The sequence below is a fragment of the Paenibacillus sp. NEAU-GSW1 genome, assembly GCF_009737085.1.
GTDB lineage: Bacteria > Bacillota > Bacilli > Paenibacillales > Paenibacillaceae > Pristimantibacillus.
In genome coordinates this window covers 122,912-139,316 of record NZ_WOVL01000005.1, presented here as the reverse complement: position 1 = coordinate 139,316, position 16,405 = coordinate 122,912, and the positions used below count along the sequence as shown (strand labels likewise).

Below are 16,405 nucleotides of genomic sequence, written 5' to 3'. Positions count from 1 at the left end.
TTTTTATACTCTATATTGATATTTTCTGCATTAAAAATAATCATTTTCGCATAAAAGGAGCACTCGCCGATGCAAGCTATGCGCAAACCGTTTATTTTCAGCTCACCCTTTCCGTTCGACTGCAACTACCGCGACCGTAAGCATTGGCAGACGGAGCTGCCCGACCATCTGCATGATTGGCATGAGCTGGTCTATATTTACGATGGAAAAGGCACCTTTTTCATCGATCAGACGTTTTACGATATGAAACGCGGCGACCTGTTCATCATTCCGGGCAACACGATTCACCGCTCTCTGCCCGACAAGGTCGATCCCGTTACCTCTACCGCTATTTTTTTCAGCGCCATCTTTGTGCAGGCCGCCTCGCTCGGCGATTCGTTCTCCTATTTGCGCTGCTTTGAGCATGCCAAAAAAAATAAAAGTTACAAGCTGGAGCCAACCAACCAGGAGCAAGTGCGCCTGGAACGGCTGATCGACGATTTGCAGCGCGAGCGCGAGGAGAAGCAGCCGGGCTATCGCCAGGCGGTGCTTCTTTATCTCGAGCATATTTTACTGCTGCTGAACCGCAGCATTATTCCGAACGCATCGCGAGCCTCAAGCGAATCGTCCGAGCTGCCGCTGATCGGACCGCAATGGATGCGCGACATTTTGCTCCATATCAACGAACATCCCGAAGCGCCGCTGACGCTTGCCGCGCTTGCCGGCATGGCCTCAGTAACGCCTGCCCATTTCTCCCGCGTATTCAAGCAGCTGACCGGCATGAACCTGACCGAATACGTTACAGCCAAGCGCATCGTGCTCGCGAAGGAACGCCTTGCGGCGAGCGACGACAACATTGCGGTCATCGCCGAACGATGCGGATTCGAAAGCTTGCCCCACTTTCACCGCATGTTCAAGAAGTTTACCGGCGACACGCCTTCCGCGTACAAGAAAAGCATCGCTCACCTGCAATTTTAGGCTCATATGAGACTAATCTCATTCGCACTCTGCTGCTGGGGCAATTTAAGGCTCATACGGGCCTAAAACGTCAGACAATCCTGCTCTATTCCACCGAACACACAAAAAAACTGCCCAAGCAAGGTTAATAACCCCGCTTGGGCAGTTCCCGCGACTCTTTCTTACCCGCCAAACAGCCGCATCAGCAAAATGCCTGCAAATGCTGTCGCGATGCCGATCGTCTCGAGCCGGCTGAACCGCTCTTTCACGATGAATCGCGTATACAACAGGACGATTAACACATTTAGCGCGGCAACGGCCGATACGAGACCCGCTTTGCCGAGATCAAATGCGGTAATGATGAACATCATGCCGACCGCATTCGTGATGCCTACCGCCATGCCTACAGCAAACGTCCGCTTGCCGCTCCAGCGTCCCTTCGCTGTTGCCATCTCATCGCGTTCAGCCAGCGAGGAGACGGAGGCAATGCTCACCACCTTCACTCGCGCCCCAAGCGCGTTGCCCTGTGAAACGGCTGTTGCAACGCTTCGCGCGAAACGCGCATCTTTTAACCACCATAAGCCAAAGCAAGCGCTGCCCATCGCGAACATGCAGACGAGCGTCGGGAACATCGCCGCTTCCATCATCGTCGACCATTTGCCCGACAAATCGTTGCCGGCGAATAAAATCATCGCAAGCAATCCCCATTGGGCGCCCTGCAAATTGCCCCATGACAAATCATTGGAGTAACGGACGAGCAGAATGCCCGCAATAATGACGGCAAAAGCAGCCAGCTGCATCGCATTCAGCTTCTCCCCCCATAGCGCGTAAGCGACAATAACGACGACGACGGAAGGGAGCGCGGTCAATATCGCAACCAGCGACGCTTTGCCGACCGCAAATCCTTTGAACATACTCGCATTGGCGCCGAACGAGAACAGTCCCATTTGCAAGCCGATCAACGCCGATACGCTCCATTGCTGTCCGGTCAATATGGCGCAGATCAGACTGATAACCGCACCCGAGAAAAACGTTCCGCACAGCAGCGCGTTGCGGCTTAACGGCTGCTGGCTGGTCCAGTGGTATAATATGCCCCGCAGGCCAAATCCGCACGCGGCAAGAATTGCAAACACAAGCCAAGCCATGAAGCTTTCTCTCCTGTCAATAACGATGTTGAGTGACACAGATGCCATCTACCCATCTATCATGACAGCATGCGATTCGCTTGTAAATCCTCAATGCCTACGCCCGCTCCAACCGGTCGCAGTAAATATGCATCGCATCGCGCATAAAGGCAGCGAGCCCTTCGCCGTATTTATCAATGTTGGCCGTAAAGCGCGAATCCGCAACATACATATCGCCTAGACCGCGAAAAATTTCCGTCGTGCATTCGTAATAACTATCCGTAATATGCTTATGCCATTGGCCGATCGCCTCCTGCGCTTCCTCATCCGCCGGACCTTTGGGCATAGCGGCAGCAATGCGGCGGTAAATCGCCCCTACCTGTTCCGAAATTCGCTGCCAGTCCTCTTTCGTATAGCCCGACGTTCTGCGCTGCGATTCCTCGTAAGCTTTCGTGCCGCCGTACTTTTCTTTCACTTCCTGCTCGTATTTTTTCTGATGCTCCTCGATCTTCTTCATATCGAACGGTTCGAACATTTCTTGTTTAGACATGGTCGTTCCTCCTCTAATGGACTGTATCGTTTGTTCAACGGAAGCGATAATGCGTTCGATCCGGCGCTTCTTCTCAACAAGCAGCTCCATATGCGACTCGAGCGCGCTTCGCCGGTCGAAACCGGGATTATCGAGAATCGCTTTTATGTCCTCCAAAGAGAAATCGAGCTCCTTGAAAAAAAGAATTTGCTGCAGCCGGGCGAAATCCGCCTCGCCGTAGAACCGGTACCCGTTCTCGCCGATCTGAGACGGCTTCAGCAGCCCAATTTTGTCGTAATAGTGCAGCGTACGCACGCTCACTCCCGCAATTTTTGCCGCCTCATTCACCTTGATCATCGCCATCATCCTCTCCCTTCCTACATCCTAAACGATAACGCAGCGTCAGAGTCAACATGCATATTTCAACCTGATCAAATCTGTTTTCGCACATGTGGATAAAAATTTTCAGATAATTGTGGATAACTTCAGGATAATCAAGAAAGAACGCTGTTTTTTATGTTGATAATGGGTATAAGTCTGTGGATACTGCTATTAATAAATTGCAAATGCCATCCTTTCACCGCTGAGCTCTACGCATATTTCACCTTTTCAGCATCAGCCGGCACAGCGCATTTTAAATATTTTTGGCTTCATGACGTTCAATTGAAACCCTTTCGGTTTTATAATCGTAAGAAGAGCTATTCGGTACCGACAAATCGAAAACACCATTAAATGAAATGTAGGAGGACTGTACAATGTCTATTTTCAAAAGACTTCGTGACCTGACTCTCTCCAACGTATATGCCCTGATCGAGAAAGCTGAAGATCCGATTAAATTGACCGACCAATACATCCGCGATATGACCGAGGATTTGGAAGACGCCGAGAAAGCGGTGGCCGCTCAAATCGCGCTGGAGAAAAAATTCAAGCAGCTGTATGAAGAGCAAGCTCAGCTCGCAGAGAAGCGTACGGAGCAAGCGCATATCGCCGCGCAGGCACAAAACATCGACCTTGCCCGCCGCGCGCTGGAGGAGAAAAAATCGGCGGAAGCGAAAGCTGCCGAGTACAAAACGAGCTACGACAACAACAAAGCCATGGCCGATACGCTCCGCGCCAAGCTTGACGAAATGCGCGAGCAGCTGACGGAGATGAAAAATAAACGCGAGACGATCGCCGCGCGCTACAACGCCGCGAAAGCGCAAGAGAAAATCAATAAGTCGATTGCCGGCTTCGGAACCGATTCGGCAAGCGCGGGGCTCAAGCGCATGGAAGAAAAGATGCTGGAGATGGAAGCGCGCGCCGAAGCCAGCAACGAGCTTGCCCAGTCGAAAGGCAAATCGCTCGACGATGAATTCGCCGCGATCGGCAAAGACAAAGCGGTCGAAGAAGAGCTTGCCGCTTTGATGAAGCAATACGAGAAGGCTGATTAACGGGCAACGTTTGACGGAGGAGTCGTGCCATGAGCATTTTCAAACGAATTAAAAATATAATGTCCAAACCAGCCCCCGTTCAAGCGGAGAAAAGCGTTTTGACCCTGGGCCCCGGCGATGTTTGCGAAGTTTCACTCGTAACGTACCAGGTAACAGGCCGGACGCACAATCGCAGCCGCAATGCGGTTGTGCTTACGCTCCAGGACGGGACCGATATTCGCTACCTCAATATCGAAGAGCGCGAGCGCACCGTATACGCGCTTTACGAGCCGATCGACGGCAGGCTCGACTCCATTGACGAAGTTCCGGCTACGCTTGAATTGGACGGCCGCGCCTACTATTTGGAGGAACAATTCGCGGGGATGATTGTTTCGAGCGGTAAAACGCCGTTCATGCAAACCGGCGAGCAATCGGTATGGCAATATCAGTCCGACGACATGTTGCTGCTTCGCATCGAATGGCAGAACGGCCGCTTTATGCTGTACGCGGGCGAAGCTGTGCTGCCGGCTGATGTTCGCGTGCTGAGAGGCGTGTAGGCCTGACAAACACAAGGGGCGTCCTGCCAGTCATCTCCTTTGACTGACGGACGCCCCTTGCTCGCTTTTCGCATCGCTTACTGGGCAAATGACGGTTATTAGTTGTCTCCCTGGCAAACACCCAATCATCATGCACCGCTAAGGCATAACTTATAGAGTACTCAATACGTGAGGAGGTGCATTGCATAATGTCCGGATACGTAGGTGGCGCTTTTACTAACACAGGAACAATCTTGGTACTCTTCATTCTCTTAGTTATTGTCGCTTGCAGCTGCATGGGCTTCGTTGGTCCTTGGGGCGGCAAAGGCTACTAATTCATCCATCAGACGCCGTAACCGTCCTGCACAATATGCAGCATTCCTCTTGAACCTCTGAACTTCCTATAAAGACCCGCTGCGGCGGGTCTTTTGCCTTTTTAACCTCGCGCATTTCGATGTTAAAACTTCAAGAGATTGACATTCACCGCTGCATTATTTATTATAGCTCCATAATATCAGTGATCGGGAGAGTAGTCTGATCTGTCATTTCAAGCGAGCCGGGACGGTGAGAGCCGGCATTGACGATCAAGCGCGAAGCGGACCCGTGAGATGGCTGGCCGATGAAGCATCAGGTAGGTCTGCCCGGTTCGGAACCGTTATAACGGAGAGCTGTCCGGCATTCAATCGGGCAATTAGAGTGGTACCGCGGGAATGAACCCCGTCTCTTTATCGAGACGGGGTTTTTCTGTTTTTTCGGCCAAATAACGGCTGTATAAGCGGACGCTTTCGAAGCAAGTTTTGCTTCGCAAAACGAAGCAGACGCTTTCGAAGCAAAACTTTTAAAGGAGTCGATTCCATGTCGTTCATGAAGCTTGTCGCTCAAAAACTGCAAACCGTATTTCCGCTTAGCGAAGAGGAATTGCTGCTGGCGCTTGAAACGCCGGCGAACGAAGCGTTCGGAGACGTCGCCTTTCCTTGTTTCATCCTCGCCAAAAAACTTAAACGAAGCCCGCAGCAAATCGCCGCCGAGTTCGCCCCTCTGGCCGCAAGCGATTGGTGGAGCGTACATGCGGAAGGTCCCTATTTGAATTTCAAAATGAATCGCCCGCGGCTCATGAAGCGCTGGTTCGACGAACAGCTTTCCGGAAACGGCGGCACGCCTTCCGTCGGCGGCGGCAAACGGGTCATTATCGACATGTCTTCGCCGAACATCGCAAAGCCGTTCGGGATCGGACATTTGCGCTCAACGATGATTGGCCATGCGCTATACCGTATTTTACGCAAAGTGGGCTACGAGACAGTGAGCGTCAATCACCTTGGCGACTGGGGCACTCAATTCGGCAAAATGATTGCCGCGCATTTGGAATGGGGCCACGAGATTGTTGCGGCTGACGATCCGATTAAAGCGTACCTGGCGCTATATGTTAAATTCCATGAAGAAGCGAAGTCGCGACCGGAGCTGGAGCTTCAGGCAAGAGAATGGTTTGCAAGGCTGGAAGCCGGGGATTCGCAGGCACTGGCTTATTGGAACCAATTCATCTCCGACAGCAAAACGGAGTTTCAAAAGCTGTACGACCGTCTCGGCGTCCATTTCGATTACGTGCTGGGCGAGAGCTTTTACAACGATAAAATGGATGCGGCGGCTGATGAGCTTGAACGGCTTGGGCTGTTGGAGGAAAGCGACGGGGCGATGGTCGTGCGGCTCGACGAGGAGGAACTGCCGCCTTGCATCATTAAAAAATCGGACGGCGCTTCGATTTATGCGACCCGCGATCTCGCAACCGCCCTTTACCGCCATGATGTAATGAAGGGGGATCAGCTGCTGTACGTGGTCGGCTCGGAGCAATCGCTGCATTTCCGCCAGCTCTTTCTTGTTCTTGATCGAATGGGTAAACCGTGGGCCAAGCAATGCAAGCATGTTCCCTTCGGTCTTATGCGCTTAAACGGGCAAAAAATGTCCACTCGCAAAGGGCAAGTCGTGTTTCTGGAAGATGTGCTGGACGAAGCGGTTCGCCACGCCTTGCTGAAAATTAACGAGAAAAATCCGAATCTGGAGCGAAAGCTGGAGGTAGCCGAAGCCGTCGGCATTGGAGCCGTCGTATTCGGCGATTTGAAGCATTCACGCATACTGGAGGTCGATTTCAACATTGCGGATACGGTCAATTTTGAAGGCGAGACCGGCCCTTATGTGCAGTACAGTTATGCGAGGATCCAAAGCTTGCTGCGCAAAGCCGCCCGCCAGTATGGAGATCATTCTGCCGGCGAGATCAACGGGACCAGTCCTTCCGACTTTACCGCTGTCTCGAGCGACTATGGCTGGCAGCTATTCAAAAAGCTTATTGCCTATCCGGAAGCGCTGCGCCAAGCAGCAGAACGGCTGGAGCCGTCGCTGCTTACTCGATACTTGATCGATTTGGCTCAATCGTTCAATCGCTTCTATCATCATGAACGCATTATGACCGACAATGCAGAAGACAGACAGGCTAAGTTAAAGCTCGCCAAAGCCGCTGGTCAACGTTTGCAGGAAGGGCTGCAGCTGCTGGGCGTTCAAGCGCCGGAGGAAATATAAAGGTCTATTGCGCTGTATAGCCGCCATCTACGATTAAGCTCGCTCCGGCCATAAAGGACGAAGCGTCGCTCGGCAGAAATAAGGCGGCTTGAGCGATTTCCTCCGGACGGCCAAGCCGGCCGATCGGAGGAAGATATTAAGTGGTCTTCGCCTCCTGAGCATTATTAACATGTCAAATTTGTCCAACTTGACAATGAAATACTCGGATAGCGCCGGTCTGCTCTATTCTCTGTCCATTAATTGCTTTAGTTTAAATTCTGTCGACGATTCAGGCGCCGGCGTGTAGATGCTGCATCTCAGATCCGTGCCTCCCTGCACTTGAAACGAGGTCAGATGGAACAGCATTTTCCCTGCCTTTGAATGGCGGAATTCGATAAGCACTTCAGGCGCGGTTTTCACTTCGCTTTGGCGCCACAGCCGTTCGAATTCGGGATGTGCTGCCTTCATCTCGCCGATAAAACGATCGTACCATTCATCCTCGACATATTGTCCGTAATAGGTGCGAAATATGGCCAGAAATCCGCTCGTGAAATGCTCCCAGTTTACCGCCAGACGCTGAAGCTCTTTTCTCGTAAACAGCAAACGAAGCATGTTTCGCTCCTCGGCGGGAATCCGTTCAAAATCCAGAAAGACATGAGCTGCAGCCTCATTCCAGCCGACGATATCATGCCTTCGATCGGTTATAATCGTCGGGCAATTGCGCAGCTCCTGTAAAATCCGCTGCAAGGGCGGACTAATCTCCGGATGCGCCTCTGCGATTGCCGACACTTGAGCGCCGGATTCCAGCGCCAGCGCGAACAAATATTTGCGTTCGTCGATGCTCAGCTGAAGCGCGTTTGCGATGGCATCCAGCACCGAGGCCGACACGCGAATATCTCTCCCCTGCTCCAGCCACGTATACCAAGTCGTGCTGACGCCCGCAAGTTGGGCTACCTCTTCCCTGCGCAAGCCCGGCGTCCGCCTACGTGCTCCCGATGGCAAACCGACGGATTCAGGAACTATTTTCGAGCGCTGCGTTTTTAAAAAAGCGGACAACGCCTGCAGTCGCGTTTGCTGCTGCATTTCAACTCACCTCTTTCATTGCGGCGTTGCTGCGCCATTATCATGGTAGTCATTATACTATTATAAACTACAACTTGTAATAGGATATTATTCGTGACAATATAGCAACTAACACATCAATTGGAAATCGCTAACACCATCCGGATTAGGAGCGGCTTTGCGCTCCAACAAAGATCAGCATATCAAGGAGGGTTATATTCGATATGGAAAGAGTCGTTATTACAGGCATGGGAGTCGTCTCCCCGCTTGGCCATTCGGTGGAACAGTTTTGGGAAGGTTTGAAACGCGGTGAATCCGGCATTTCGGCAATCGACTCGTTTGATGCCTCCCGGCATAAGTCGCAAATCGCGGGACAAATACGCAATTTCGATGCAGATGCGCTTTTTGGCAAGAAGGAAGCTCGCAGAATGGACAGGTTTTGCCAATTTGCATTGGCCGCCGCAGATCAGGCGTGGGAGGATTCGGGCTTAGGCCGCCCCGAGTCGCCATTGAATCGCGAACGGCTGGGCGTGTACGTCGGCTCGGGCGTTGGAGGTTTGCAGACGCTGCTGGACCAGTCGGTCACCCTTCAAGGGCGCGGTCCGGAAAAAGTCAGTCCGACGCTAGTCCCGATGATGATAACGAATATGGCAGCAGCGATGATCAGCATTAAATACGGCGCAACAGGCCCTACGCTTTCTCCGGTCACCGCCTGCTCGATTGGCAATACTTCTATCGGCGAAGCGGCAAGGCTTATTCGCTTAGGCGGAGCCGATGCCGTCATTGCCGGCGGAACAGAAGCAGCTGTGACGGACATTGCGCTTGCGAGCTTTGGCAACGCCACAGCGCTATCGTGCCGCAATGACGATCCAACCCGCGCAAGCCGGCCGTTCGATACAGCAAGAGACGGCTTTGTCATGTCGGAAGGGGCTGCGATGCTGGTGCTCGAATCGCTCTCCCATGCGCTGTCCAGAGGCGCCGACATTTACGCCGAGGTCATCGGCTATGGCGCAACCTCGGATGCGTATCACATCGTCGCTACCCATCCGGAAGGGATCGGCGCCTATAACGCAATGCGGCTGGCTCTGGCAGATGCGGGCATCACGCCGGAGGATGTCGATGTCATAAGCGCACATGCGACAAGCACCGAGGTCGGCGACCTTTCGGAAACGGCAGCGATCAAAAAGCTGTTCGGCGAGCACGCCCGCAATATTCCTGTAACGGCGAACAAATCCATTACCGGCCATTTGCTCGGCGCGGCCAGCGCTTTAGAGGCAGTAGCCCTCGTAAAGACGCTTCAGGATAACATCATCCCGCCAACGATTAACCTGGATCAGGCCGATCCCGAATGCGATCTCGATTATGTTCCTCATCAAGCGCGGGAAGCGAACTTGCAGATCGGACTGTCCAACTCGTTTGGCTTTGGCGGGCATAATGCCGTCATTGTGCTAAAAAAATACGAACCTGAGGCGCAATCGCAATCGTAAACTATTGCTCTTTGCTCTTGCGCATAAAAAAGAAACGGCTTCGTCCTCTCGGGACGGAGCCGTTTCTGATAGGTATGGCGATGACTGTCAGCCAGCTTAGCTTCTCAGCGATGCAGGGATCAGGTCTTGTTCGTTGATCTGACGATCAAACAGATCTGCATTTTTTTCGAAGCAGCCGCAGTAATAATCTTTCCGGCAAAGCGGGCAAGGCACGTTCAGCATACGCGTAACGCCAGTCAGCTTCCATTCCGGCTTGCTGCTGTAGAACAAGCGCGCGCGGGAACCGTCGCCAAGAGTCATAATGTACTGAAACAATCCGGATTTAAGGTCTTTGTCCGCCAAGGTTACGTTCTTAATTTGCAGTTTCGAATTCAAGATTTTCACCCTTACTGTTCAAGATTCACGATTGTGTAATAATACCCTTAATAGCCGCTCAAGTCAATATTTACGCCGATTTTGTCCCATTTCTAAGGCAATTATAGTTTTTTATGCATAAACTCGTGTATACTATAAAGTGTAACAAAAAACATAACAGTTTATCCGTTTTGCTATGAATACAGTTACTGGAGGGTGCAGACATGATCAAGCTGGGCATTTTGGACCAGTCACATATTAATGAAGGCCAGCAAGCGACGGATGCGCTTGCCGATACGACCCGTCTCGCGCAGGAAGCGGAATCGCTCGGCTACAGCCGCTATTGGATATCCGAGCATCACGCCGGCAAAATGCTCTCGTTCTCCAGCCCCGAAATTTTGATCGCGCATTTGGCGGCGGCCACGAAACGAATCCGCGTCGGCTCCGGCGGCGTGATGCTGCCCCATTACAGCGCTTATAAAGTTGCGGAAAACTTCAAGCTGCTGGAGGCGCTCCATCCCGGACGAATCGACGCCGGCTTTGGCCGAGCGCCGGGCGGAATGCCGCTGGCCACTCGCGCGCTTCAAGAAAATAAGTTCGTCGACATCAACAAGTATCCACAGCAAATTATGGACTTCGTCGGCTATTTGAACGGCAAGCTGCCGGAGGGTCATCATTTCGCGAGCCTGCATGCCGCCCCGGCTATCGAGGAGCCGCCGGAAGTGTGGCTGCTCGGCTCCAGCTTTGAAAGCGCGCGCATCGCGGCACAGCTTGGCACAGCCTTTGCTTTCGCGCAATTTTTCGGAACGCCTGGCGGCGAGACGGCGATGAACCATTATCAGCAGCATTTTCAGCCGTCGCTCGCCAATGACCGTCCGCGTTCGATGGTTGCCGCGCTGGCGATTTGCGCCGACACTGAGGAAGAAGCTAATCAGCTTGCGCTTAGCACGGATCTGTTTTTCCTGTTGCTTGAGAACGGCGTCGATCAGCACGGCTTCCCGTCCGTTCAGACCGCGCTCGACTACCCGTATACCGAAAACGACATGTACCGGATTAACCGCGCGAGAGAACGTCGAATTATCGGCACCCCTGATAAAGTGAAAGAGGGCATTATTCGGCTGGCGGAGCAATACCATTCGGACGAGGTGCTTGTAATGAGCTCCATTCACAATTTCGAAGCGCGCCTGAAATCGTACCGCCTGCTTGCGGAAGCGTTCGAGCTTCCTCGCCGCTTGTAGGATGGGCTTATTAGGCGCATTTGTGCCTAATAACAACGGTGCTCGCTCAGCGAGACGCCCATTCACCAACCGTGTCGCGCCTCCCTTACTGCGCGCGGCTTAAATAATTGCTGCATACGGACGCTGCTTCTCTCCGCAGCAGCTTTGCATCGTGCTCCGCATAAGCGGCTCCTGTAAAATTCACATTGCGTCCATCGCGAAATAAGCGCATCAACAGCTCCTTAGCCGCTTCATGCGCCAGCGATTCGGATTGCAGCAGGCCGTAACATAGCCGGTATACGATAATTTCAATTTCTCTCAGCTTCTCCAACCTGCCGTTACTGCGCATGAGAAATCGCCGCCTTCCGTTCATCTCCGCTTATTCTTCATAGAGTAAGCGCCTAGTCTATATAAGACGGACGGAAGCGGCGAAATATATCATTTTACGCAAAAAAAAATGCGGCTGCATCGTCCAAAGTCCGGCAGAATCGGTGCACAGCGCAGCCGCTCTACTCCGCGTAAATCATCTTGTGCGTCATGCCGCCGTCAACGACGAGGTTAATGCCGTTAACAAAATCATTGCCCGGCTCGGTCAAATAAAAGCACGTGCGGACAATGTCATCCGGTCGCCCTACGCGTCTTGACGGATGCTGGGTGTGGTCTTCCTCCCGAAGCGCGCTGTAATCGCCGTTCTCGATCCAGCCTGGGCTAATGGCATTAACGCGAATGCGATCTTCGGCAAAAGAAACCGCCAATGCGTGCGTTAAAGCCACAATACCGCCCTTAGATGCCGCATACGCCTCCGAATTCGGCTCGGACATCAGTGCGCGAGTCGAAGACAGGTTGACGATCGCGCCGCCTCCGTGCTCTCGCATTATTTTCGCCGCTTCCCTCGCGCACAGAAATGTTCCTCGCAAATTCGTATTCAGCACATAGTCCCATTCATCGAGCGTAATATCGTATGGCGATTTCCATACCGATAAACCCGCATTATTGATCAGCACATCCGTCCTGCCATAACGCTCGCGAATTTCGGCGAATAAGGCTTCAATCTCTTCCGGCTTAGTTAAATCTAGAGGATGCGCTGAAGCGTTACCTCCCGCCTCCTTAATGCCGTTAACGGTCTGTTGTACCGTCTCCGCGTTCCGATCGACAGCAACGACTGCCGCTCCATGCTCGGCATATGACAACGCCAAAGCGCGGCCAATGCCTTGGCCAGCCCCCGTAATCACAACCACTTTATCGCTAAATTTCATCATGCCAGCTCCTCTGTCACCTTGATCGAATCCCAACATTCCTGCTTGCTGTTTAATCGTAATCCTATCATTCGCCTGCCGCGGCCGCAACGCGACGCGCTCGCAACCGCAATCGCACCGCCATACGCTGACGCAATCTCCGACCAGAAGCGAAAAAAAAGCTTTCGCCCCGCAAACTGCGGAACGAAAGCTTCAACCTCAATCATTAGGCGTTATAAAATTTAACGAGCTCGCGAACGATCTCTTCTTGCGAACCATCCACCATCGTTTGACGCTGCGGTTTGTTGAAGAGCGATGCGATTTGCTCCGGGAACTCCTGCTCAATGCCGCAAAGCTCGATTGCTTCGTTAAACTTCGCAGGATGCGCCGTTGCCAGCGATACCGTTACTTCGCCTTGGCCGCTGCGTACTTCGGTAGCCGAAACGCCGCATGCCGAATGCGGGTCAAGCAGGTAGCCGGTCTCCGCCTTATATTTCGTAATCGTATCGAGACACTCTTGTCCTTGCACGCCATGAGCGGCAAACTCCGCTTGTACGAGGGCAAGCGCTTCGCCGCCGATGACGATCTCGCCATTGCGCTTGAAGCTGTCCATCAGCTCGCGAATTTGCGCCGCATCTTCGCCAAGCACATAGTACAAATAGCGCTCGAAGTTGCTCGCCACTTGGATATCCATCGACGGGCTGTAAGTCGTGCGGAAATCGCCCGGCTTGTACACGCCCTCGTGAATGAAGCGCTCCAAAATGTTGTTTTCGTTTGTAGCCAGAATGAGCTTATTCACCGGCAAGCCCATCCGCTTCGCCAAGTAACCGGCAAAAATATCGCCAAAGTTGCCTGTCGGCACGCTGAAGTTCAGCGGCTGCTCTACGCCCGTTTCCTTCACAACTTGGAAATACGAGTAGAAGTAATACACGGTTTGCGCCATAATGCGGACAAAGTTAATGGAGTTAATTGCGCAAAGGTGATTATTCGATTTGAAGTCGAGATCCGCGAACAGATCTTTGATGATGCGCTGGCAATCGTCGAAGTTGCCTTCAACCGAAAGGTTAAGCACATTCTCGTCTTGAACGGTTGTCATTTGCAGCTCTTGCACCTTGCTGACCTTGCCGTTCGGATGCAGAATACAAATTTTAATGCCCTCTTTGCCGCGTACGCCTTGGATCGCCGAAGCGCCGGTATCGCCGGACGTAGCGCCGAGGATATGAATTTTTTTGTTCAGCTTCTTGGACACATACGTGTAAAGCTGGCCCATAAATTGCAGAGCAATATCCTTAAACGCAAAAGTCGGCCCGTGGAACAGCTCGAGCAGGAACAGTCCGTCCTTCAGCTTGCGAACAGGCGTTACCTGCGGATCGCGGAACGTCGCATAGCTGTCGTTCACGAGCTGTTTCAGATCCTCTTGCGGAATTTCGTCATTCGTGTAGAGCGAGAAAATTTCCAGAACCAGCTCTTGATAGCTGAGGTTTTGCCATTGTTTCAGCTTTTCAGCCGATACGGCCGGAATCTCGTTAGGTACGAGCAAGCCTCCGTCATCCGCCAAGCCCATCAAAAAAGCGTCGATAAATCCGATTTTCCCGACATTGCCTCGGGTACTGATATATTCCATTTTCCGATTCCCTCCTGCAATTTGACGCAAACGCCCTGCCATGTTTCCCCCCATTATACGAAAAAGACCGCTCCAACCTCAAGCAATAATTTGCTTGAGGTTGAATCGGTCTTATTTTCCAGCTAAAAAGCGATGCCTGTCCCTGCGCTGCCGCGTTGATCCAGTTCCATCTTCATCTGATGTAGAGAGCTTCTCTCTGTGTAAGATTCGCCGAAGCTAGGCGTGCATCCCTTTTATTTACGCGTCTTTGCCGTGTCTTTAATCAGTTTAAACAAAATTTCGAGCGTGTCCTTGCGCTCGTCCAGCTGCATCCGGTCAATGTAGATGCCGCGGCTTGCATACAAAGCTTCAACACTGCTCGCCAGCGTTTCCGGCGTCATCTGCTCTTCATACAGAACATCGCTATAGCCGGAATTTTGAAACGAGCGTGCATTCAAAATTTGGTCGCCTCGGCTCTGCTCCTTCGTCAGCGGAATGAGCAGCATCGGCTTGCGCAAATATAAAAATTCAAAAATCGAGTTCGAGCCCGCCCGGGAAATGACGACGTCCGCCATTGCCAGCACATCCGGAAGCTCTTCATTAATATACTCGTACTGCTTGTAGTTCGGCGAATCCAACCCAGGCTCCACTTGGCCTTTGCCGCACAGATGCACAATTTGAAAACGCTCGGTAAGACGGCTGAGTGACGCTCTCACCGCTTGGTTGATTTTACGCGCGCCAAGACTTCCACCCATAATAAGCAGCACAGGCTTCATGGCGTTAAAGCCGCAATAAGCGCGACCTTTCGCAGCATCGCCGCGTTTAAGCTGCTCGCGGATTACAGCGCCGACATAACGGGCTTTGCCCGAAGGCAAGTGCTGTTCCGTCTCCGCAAACGTCGTGCAAACGCCCGTCGCCATCGGAATCGCGATACGATTCGCCAATCCCGGCGTCAGATCGGATTCGTGTATGAGCACCGGCACGCGATTCAACTTAGCGCCCAGAACGACCGGCACCGAGACGAAGCCGCCTTTGGAGAAAAGCACGTCCGGCTTCTCTTTCTTAATGATCCGATACGCTTGAAACGCGCCTTTAATGACTTTGAAAGGGTCCTTTACATTTTGCCAATCCAGGTACCGTCTTAGCTTGCCTGTTGCGATACCGTAATATTTCACATTTCTAAGCGGTGCGATCAACTGCCGCTCGATGCCCGCCTCCGAACCTATGTAATCGACGGACCAGCCTTCTTCCTGAAACCGTGGAATCAATGCCAGGTTAACGGTCACATGTCCCGCCGATCCGCCGCCAGTAAACATAATTTTTTTGTTTTGCATGCGTCCTCACTCCTCGCTCAGCCTAACTATCCCCCTATTGTATGCCACCCTGCTCGCCTATTTCCAGTATAAAAAGATTAAAAGACAAAATCGCGATGGATTGCATCGCGATTTCGCCTTTTAATCTTTTATGGAGCTGTTCGCTTACCGCCGCTTGCGGCGTTGTGCGGAAATAATAGCGGAACTTTGCTCCGTTATTTCTCTCCCGCCGAGCTGCTTCCTCCAGCATCGGCTTCAACATACCGTTTGAGCGCGCCCAGCTTGTTTTCCCAGAAACGCTCATAGTAGGCGAGCCAGCGCTGCAGCTCGCGAAGCGGCTCCGCGTCCAGCCGGTAGCGAGTTTCCCGTCCTACTTTTCGCTCCTTCACAAGCCCGGCCTCCGACAGAACGCGCAAATGCTTCGATACGGCCGTCCGGCTAATCGGAAAATGCTCGCTTAACGCATTAACCGGCATTTCCTGATCCACCAGCAGCTGCAGCAGACTGCGCCTTGTCGGGTCGGCAATCGCTTGAAAAACGTCATGCTTCGGCTCAGAAGCCGGTTGATTAAGCTTCGACATGCTTCTGAAGCGCGAATTTCAGCTTGCCCCAGCCGCCGTTCATGCGCTCCCGCACAAGCGAATGCGCCTCGCCAAACTCCGTTACCGAATCGGCCGTCCAGCCGCTATGGATAATCGTTACTTCCGTTTGTCCTTCGCCCGCCGTTTTCAATTCGAAGGCAAGCGTCCAATCCTTGCCCCAATTAAATGCCAGCCGATTAGGCGGGTCGACCTCCGTCACCTTGCAAGGCGACTGTCCCCACGGACCGCCCTCAATAGTAAACTCGCGGCCGACGGCTGCTTCCAAATTGTTCGGCATAAACCATGCGGACAACCCTTCCGCCGTCGCAACCGCCTTCCACACTTTCTCGATCGGCGCATTCATCAGCTGTGTCTGCACAATATCCGGTAACGTATTCGCATCATTCGTATGGTTAGTCATTAGGTTCTGTTCCTCCTAAAATAGGAAACCTATTGGTTTCCTAATTCACTT

17 protein-coding genes, 1 pseudogene and 1 other annotated feature are annotated in these 16,405 nt (G+C 52.5%); of the genes and pseudogenes, 6 read left to right on the top strand and 12 right to left on the bottom strand.

Going from position 1 to position 16,405, the window contains the following annotated elements:
* The first annotated feature begins 69 nt into the window (after positions 1 to 69).
* Positions 70 to 957 carry an AraC family transcriptional regulator gene (locus tag GOM71_RS05005; RefSeq protein ID WP_156278657.1) on the top strand — a complete coding sequence of 296 codons (888 nt, stop codon included), beginning with the start codon at positions 70 to 72 and terminating at the stop codon, positions 955 to 957.
* Positions 958 to 1,118: 161 nt separating this feature from the next.
* Here the strand turns inward: GOM71_RS05005 and GOM71_RS05000 are convergent, their stop codons facing one another.
* Complete coding sequence (locus GOM71_RS05000) at positions 1,119 to 2,081, bottom strand: EamA family transporter (protein WP_156278656.1); 963 nt, start codon at positions 2,079 to 2,081, stop codon at positions 1,119 to 1,121.
* Positions 2,082 to 2,178: 97 nt separating this feature from the next.
* Positions 2,179 to 2,946, bottom strand: a complete 768-nt coding sequence (locus tag GOM71_RS04995) for a MerR family transcriptional regulator (protein WP_156278732.1) — start codon at positions 2,944 to 2,946, stop codon at positions 2,179 to 2,181.
* Positions 2,947 to 3,344: 398 nt separating this feature from the next.
* On the opposite strand from GOM71_RS04995, the gene GOM71_RS04990 reads away from it, so the two are divergent.
* The 3 genes from GOM71_RS04990 (at position 3,345) to argS (ending at position 7,102) form a co-directional block, all read left to right on the top strand.
* Positions 3,345 to 4,019 carry a PspA/IM30 family protein gene (locus GOM71_RS04990; RefSeq protein WP_156278655.1) on the top strand — a complete coding sequence of 225 codons (675 nt, stop codon included), beginning with the start codon at positions 3,345 to 3,347 and terminating at the stop codon, positions 4,017 to 4,019.
* 29 nt (positions 4,020 to 4,048) lie between these two features.
* Complete coding sequence (locus tag GOM71_RS04985; RefSeq protein ID WP_156278654.1) at positions 4,049 to 4,555, top strand: DUF4178 domain-containing protein; 507 nt, start codon at positions 4,049 to 4,051, stop codon at positions 4,553 to 4,555.
* A gap of 487 nt (positions 4,556 to 5,042) precedes the next feature.
* Positions 5,043 to 5,262: a binding site (T-box leader), on the top strand.
* Between the two features lie 127 nt (positions 5,263 to 5,389).
* A complete protein-coding gene (gene argS / locus GOM71_RS04980; protein ID WP_156278653.1) occupies positions 5,390 to 7,102 on the top strand; it encodes an arginine--tRNA ligase in 1,713 nt (570 codons plus the stop codon).
* A 4-nt stretch (positions 7,103 to 7,106) separates the two neighbouring features.
* Here argS and GOM71_RS04975 read toward each other — a convergent pair.
* Together GOM71_RS04975 and GOM71_RS04970 are read right to left on the bottom strand one after the other, a co-directional pair.
* Positions 7,107 to 7,235 (bottom strand): annotated as a pseudogene (locus GOM71_RS04975) (SDR family oxidoreductase); the annotation flags it as partial.
* Between the two features lie 89 nt (positions 7,236 to 7,324).
* Positions 7,325 to 8,164 carry a helix-turn-helix transcriptional regulator gene (locus GOM71_RS04970; protein ID WP_156278652.1) on the bottom strand — a complete coding sequence of 280 codons (840 nt, stop codon included), beginning with the start codon at positions 8,162 to 8,164 and terminating at the stop codon, positions 7,325 to 7,327.
* A gap of 203 nt (positions 8,165 to 8,367) precedes the next feature.
* Between GOM71_RS04970 and fabF the strand changes: the two genes are divergently transcribed.
* Positions 8,368 to 9,630 carry a beta-ketoacyl-ACP synthase II gene (gene fabF, locus GOM71_RS04965; protein ID WP_156278651.1) on the top strand — a complete coding sequence of 421 codons (1,263 nt, stop codon included), beginning with the start codon at positions 8,368 to 8,370 and terminating at the stop codon, positions 9,628 to 9,630.
* Between the two features lie 96 nt (positions 9,631 to 9,726).
* On the opposite strand, the gene GOM71_RS04960 is transcribed toward fabF, so the two are convergent.
* Positions 9,727 to 10,005, bottom strand: coding sequence for a hypothetical protein (locus GOM71_RS04960; RefSeq protein WP_156278650.1), 279 nt, complete (start codon positions 10,003 to 10,005; stop codon positions 9,727 to 9,729).
* A 203-nt stretch (positions 10,006 to 10,208) separates the two neighbouring features.
* On the opposite strand from GOM71_RS04960, the gene GOM71_RS04955 reads away from it, so the two are divergent.
* A complete protein-coding gene (locus GOM71_RS04955; protein WP_156278649.1) occupies positions 10,209 to 11,222 on the top strand; it encodes an LLM class flavin-dependent oxidoreductase in 1,014 nt (337 codons plus the stop codon).
* Positions 11,223 to 11,307: 85 nt separating this feature from the next.
* Here GOM71_RS04955 and GOM71_RS04950 read toward each other — a convergent pair whose 3' ends face one another.
* From GOM71_RS04950 to GOM71_RS04925, 7 genes are all read right to left on the bottom strand, one after another.
* Positions 11,308 to 11,550, bottom strand: coding sequence for a hypothetical protein (locus GOM71_RS04950; protein ID WP_156278648.1), 243 nt, complete (start codon positions 11,548 to 11,550; stop codon positions 11,308 to 11,310).
* Positions 11,551 to 11,710: 160 nt separating this feature from the next.
* Positions 11,711 to 12,457, bottom strand: coding sequence for an SDR family NAD(P)-dependent oxidoreductase (locus GOM71_RS04945; RefSeq protein WP_156278731.1), 747 nt, complete (start codon positions 12,455 to 12,457; stop codon positions 11,711 to 11,713).
* Positions 12,457 to 12,663, bottom strand: coding sequence for a hypothetical protein (locus GOM71_RS23725; protein ID WP_173275220.1), 207 nt, complete (start codon positions 12,661 to 12,663; stop codon positions 12,457 to 12,459). Before GOM71_RS23725 ends, GOM71_RS04945 begins: the two co-directional genes overlap by 1 nt.
* Complete coding sequence (thrC, locus tag GOM71_RS04940) at positions 12,663 to 14,060, bottom strand: threonine synthase (protein WP_156278647.1); 1,398 nt, start codon at positions 14,058 to 14,060, stop codon at positions 12,663 to 12,665. Before thrC ends, GOM71_RS23725 begins: the two co-directional genes overlap by 1 nt.
* 233 nt (positions 14,061 to 14,293) lie before the next feature.
* The gene (locus tag GOM71_RS04935; RefSeq protein WP_156278646.1) at positions 14,294 to 15,373 is read right to left on the bottom strand and encodes an undecaprenyldiphospho-muramoylpentapeptide beta-N-acetylglucosaminyltransferase; all 1,080 of its coding nucleotides are present in this window, start codon (positions 15,371 to 15,373) and stop codon (positions 14,294 to 14,296) included.
* Positions 15,374 to 15,567: 194 nt separating this feature from the next.
* Positions 15,568 to 15,933, bottom strand: a complete 366-nt coding sequence (locus tag GOM71_RS04930; RefSeq protein WP_156278645.1) for an ArsR/SmtB family transcription factor — start codon at positions 15,931 to 15,933, stop codon at positions 15,568 to 15,570.
* Positions 15,920 to 16,354: an SRPBCC family protein gene (locus tag GOM71_RS04925; protein WP_156278644.1), complete on the bottom strand. Its 435-nt coding sequence runs from the start codon at positions 16,352 to 16,354 to the stop codon at positions 15,920 to 15,922. Before GOM71_RS04925 ends, GOM71_RS04930 begins: the two co-directional genes overlap by 14 nt.
* Positions 16,355 to 16,405: the final 51 nt, after the last annotated feature.

What these genes read in the sequence shown, in the direction of transcription:
- fabF (WP_156278651.1), top strand. Translation starts at nt 8,368, where the DNA reads ATGGAAAGAGTCGTTATTACAGGCATGGGAGTCGTCTCCCCGCTTGGC.
- GOM71_RS04945 (WP_156278731.1), bottom strand. Translation starts at nt 12,457, where the DNA reads ATGAAATTTAGCGATAAAGTGGTTGTGATTACGGGGGCTGGCCAAGGC.
- thrC (WP_156278647.1), bottom strand. Translation starts at nt 14,060, where the DNA reads ATGGAATATATCAGTACCCGAGGCAATGTCGGGAAAATCGGATTTATC.
- GOM71_RS05000 (WP_156278656.1), bottom strand. Translation starts at nt 2,081, where the DNA reads ATGGCTTGGCTTGTGTTTGCAATTCTTGCCGCGTGCGGATTTGGCCTG.
- GOM71_RS04930 (WP_156278645.1), bottom strand. Translation starts at nt 15,933, where the DNA reads ATGTCGAAGCTTAATCAACCGGCTTCTGAGCCGAAGCATGACGTTTTT.
- argS (WP_156278653.1), top strand. Translation starts at nt 5,390, where the DNA reads ATGTCGTTCATGAAGCTTGTCGCTCAAAAACTGCAAACCGTATTTCCG.
- GOM71_RS04935 (WP_156278646.1), bottom strand. Translation starts at nt 15,373, where the DNA reads ATGCAAAACAAAAAAATTATGTTTACTGGCGGCGGATCGGCGGGACAT.
- GOM71_RS04995 (WP_156278732.1), bottom strand. Translation starts at nt 2,946, where the DNA reads ATGATCAAGGTGAATGAGGCGGCAAAAATTGCGGGAGTGAGCGTGCGT.
- GOM71_RS04970 (WP_156278652.1), bottom strand. Translation starts at nt 8,164, where the DNA reads ATGCAGCAGCAAACGCGACTGCAGGCGTTGTCCGCTTTTTTAAAAACG.
- GOM71_RS23725 (WP_173275220.1), bottom strand. Translation starts at nt 12,663, where the DNA reads ATGATTGAGGTTGAAGCTTTCGTTCCGCAGTTTGCGGGGCGAAAGCTT.
- GOM71_RS04950 (WP_156278648.1), bottom strand. Translation starts at nt 11,550, where the DNA reads ATGCGCAGTAACGGCAGGTTGGAGAAGCTGAGAGAAATTGAAATTATC.
- GOM71_RS04985 (WP_156278654.1), top strand. Translation starts at nt 4,049, where the DNA reads ATGAGCATTTTCAAACGAATTAAAAATATAATGTCCAAACCAGCCCCC.
- GOM71_RS04925 (WP_156278644.1), bottom strand. Translation starts at nt 16,354, where the DNA reads ATGACTAACCATACGAATGATGCGAATACGTTACCGGATATTGTGCAG.
- GOM71_RS04990 (WP_156278655.1), top strand. Translation starts at nt 3,345, where the DNA reads ATGTCTATTTTCAAAAGACTTCGTGACCTGACTCTCTCCAACGTATAT.
- GOM71_RS04955 (WP_156278649.1), top strand. Translation starts at nt 10,209, where the DNA reads ATGATCAAGCTGGGCATTTTGGACCAGTCACATATTAATGAAGGCCAG.
- GOM71_RS05005 (WP_156278657.1), top strand. Translation starts at nt 70, where the DNA reads ATGCAAGCTATGCGCAAACCGTTTATTTTCAGCTCACCCTTTCCGTTC.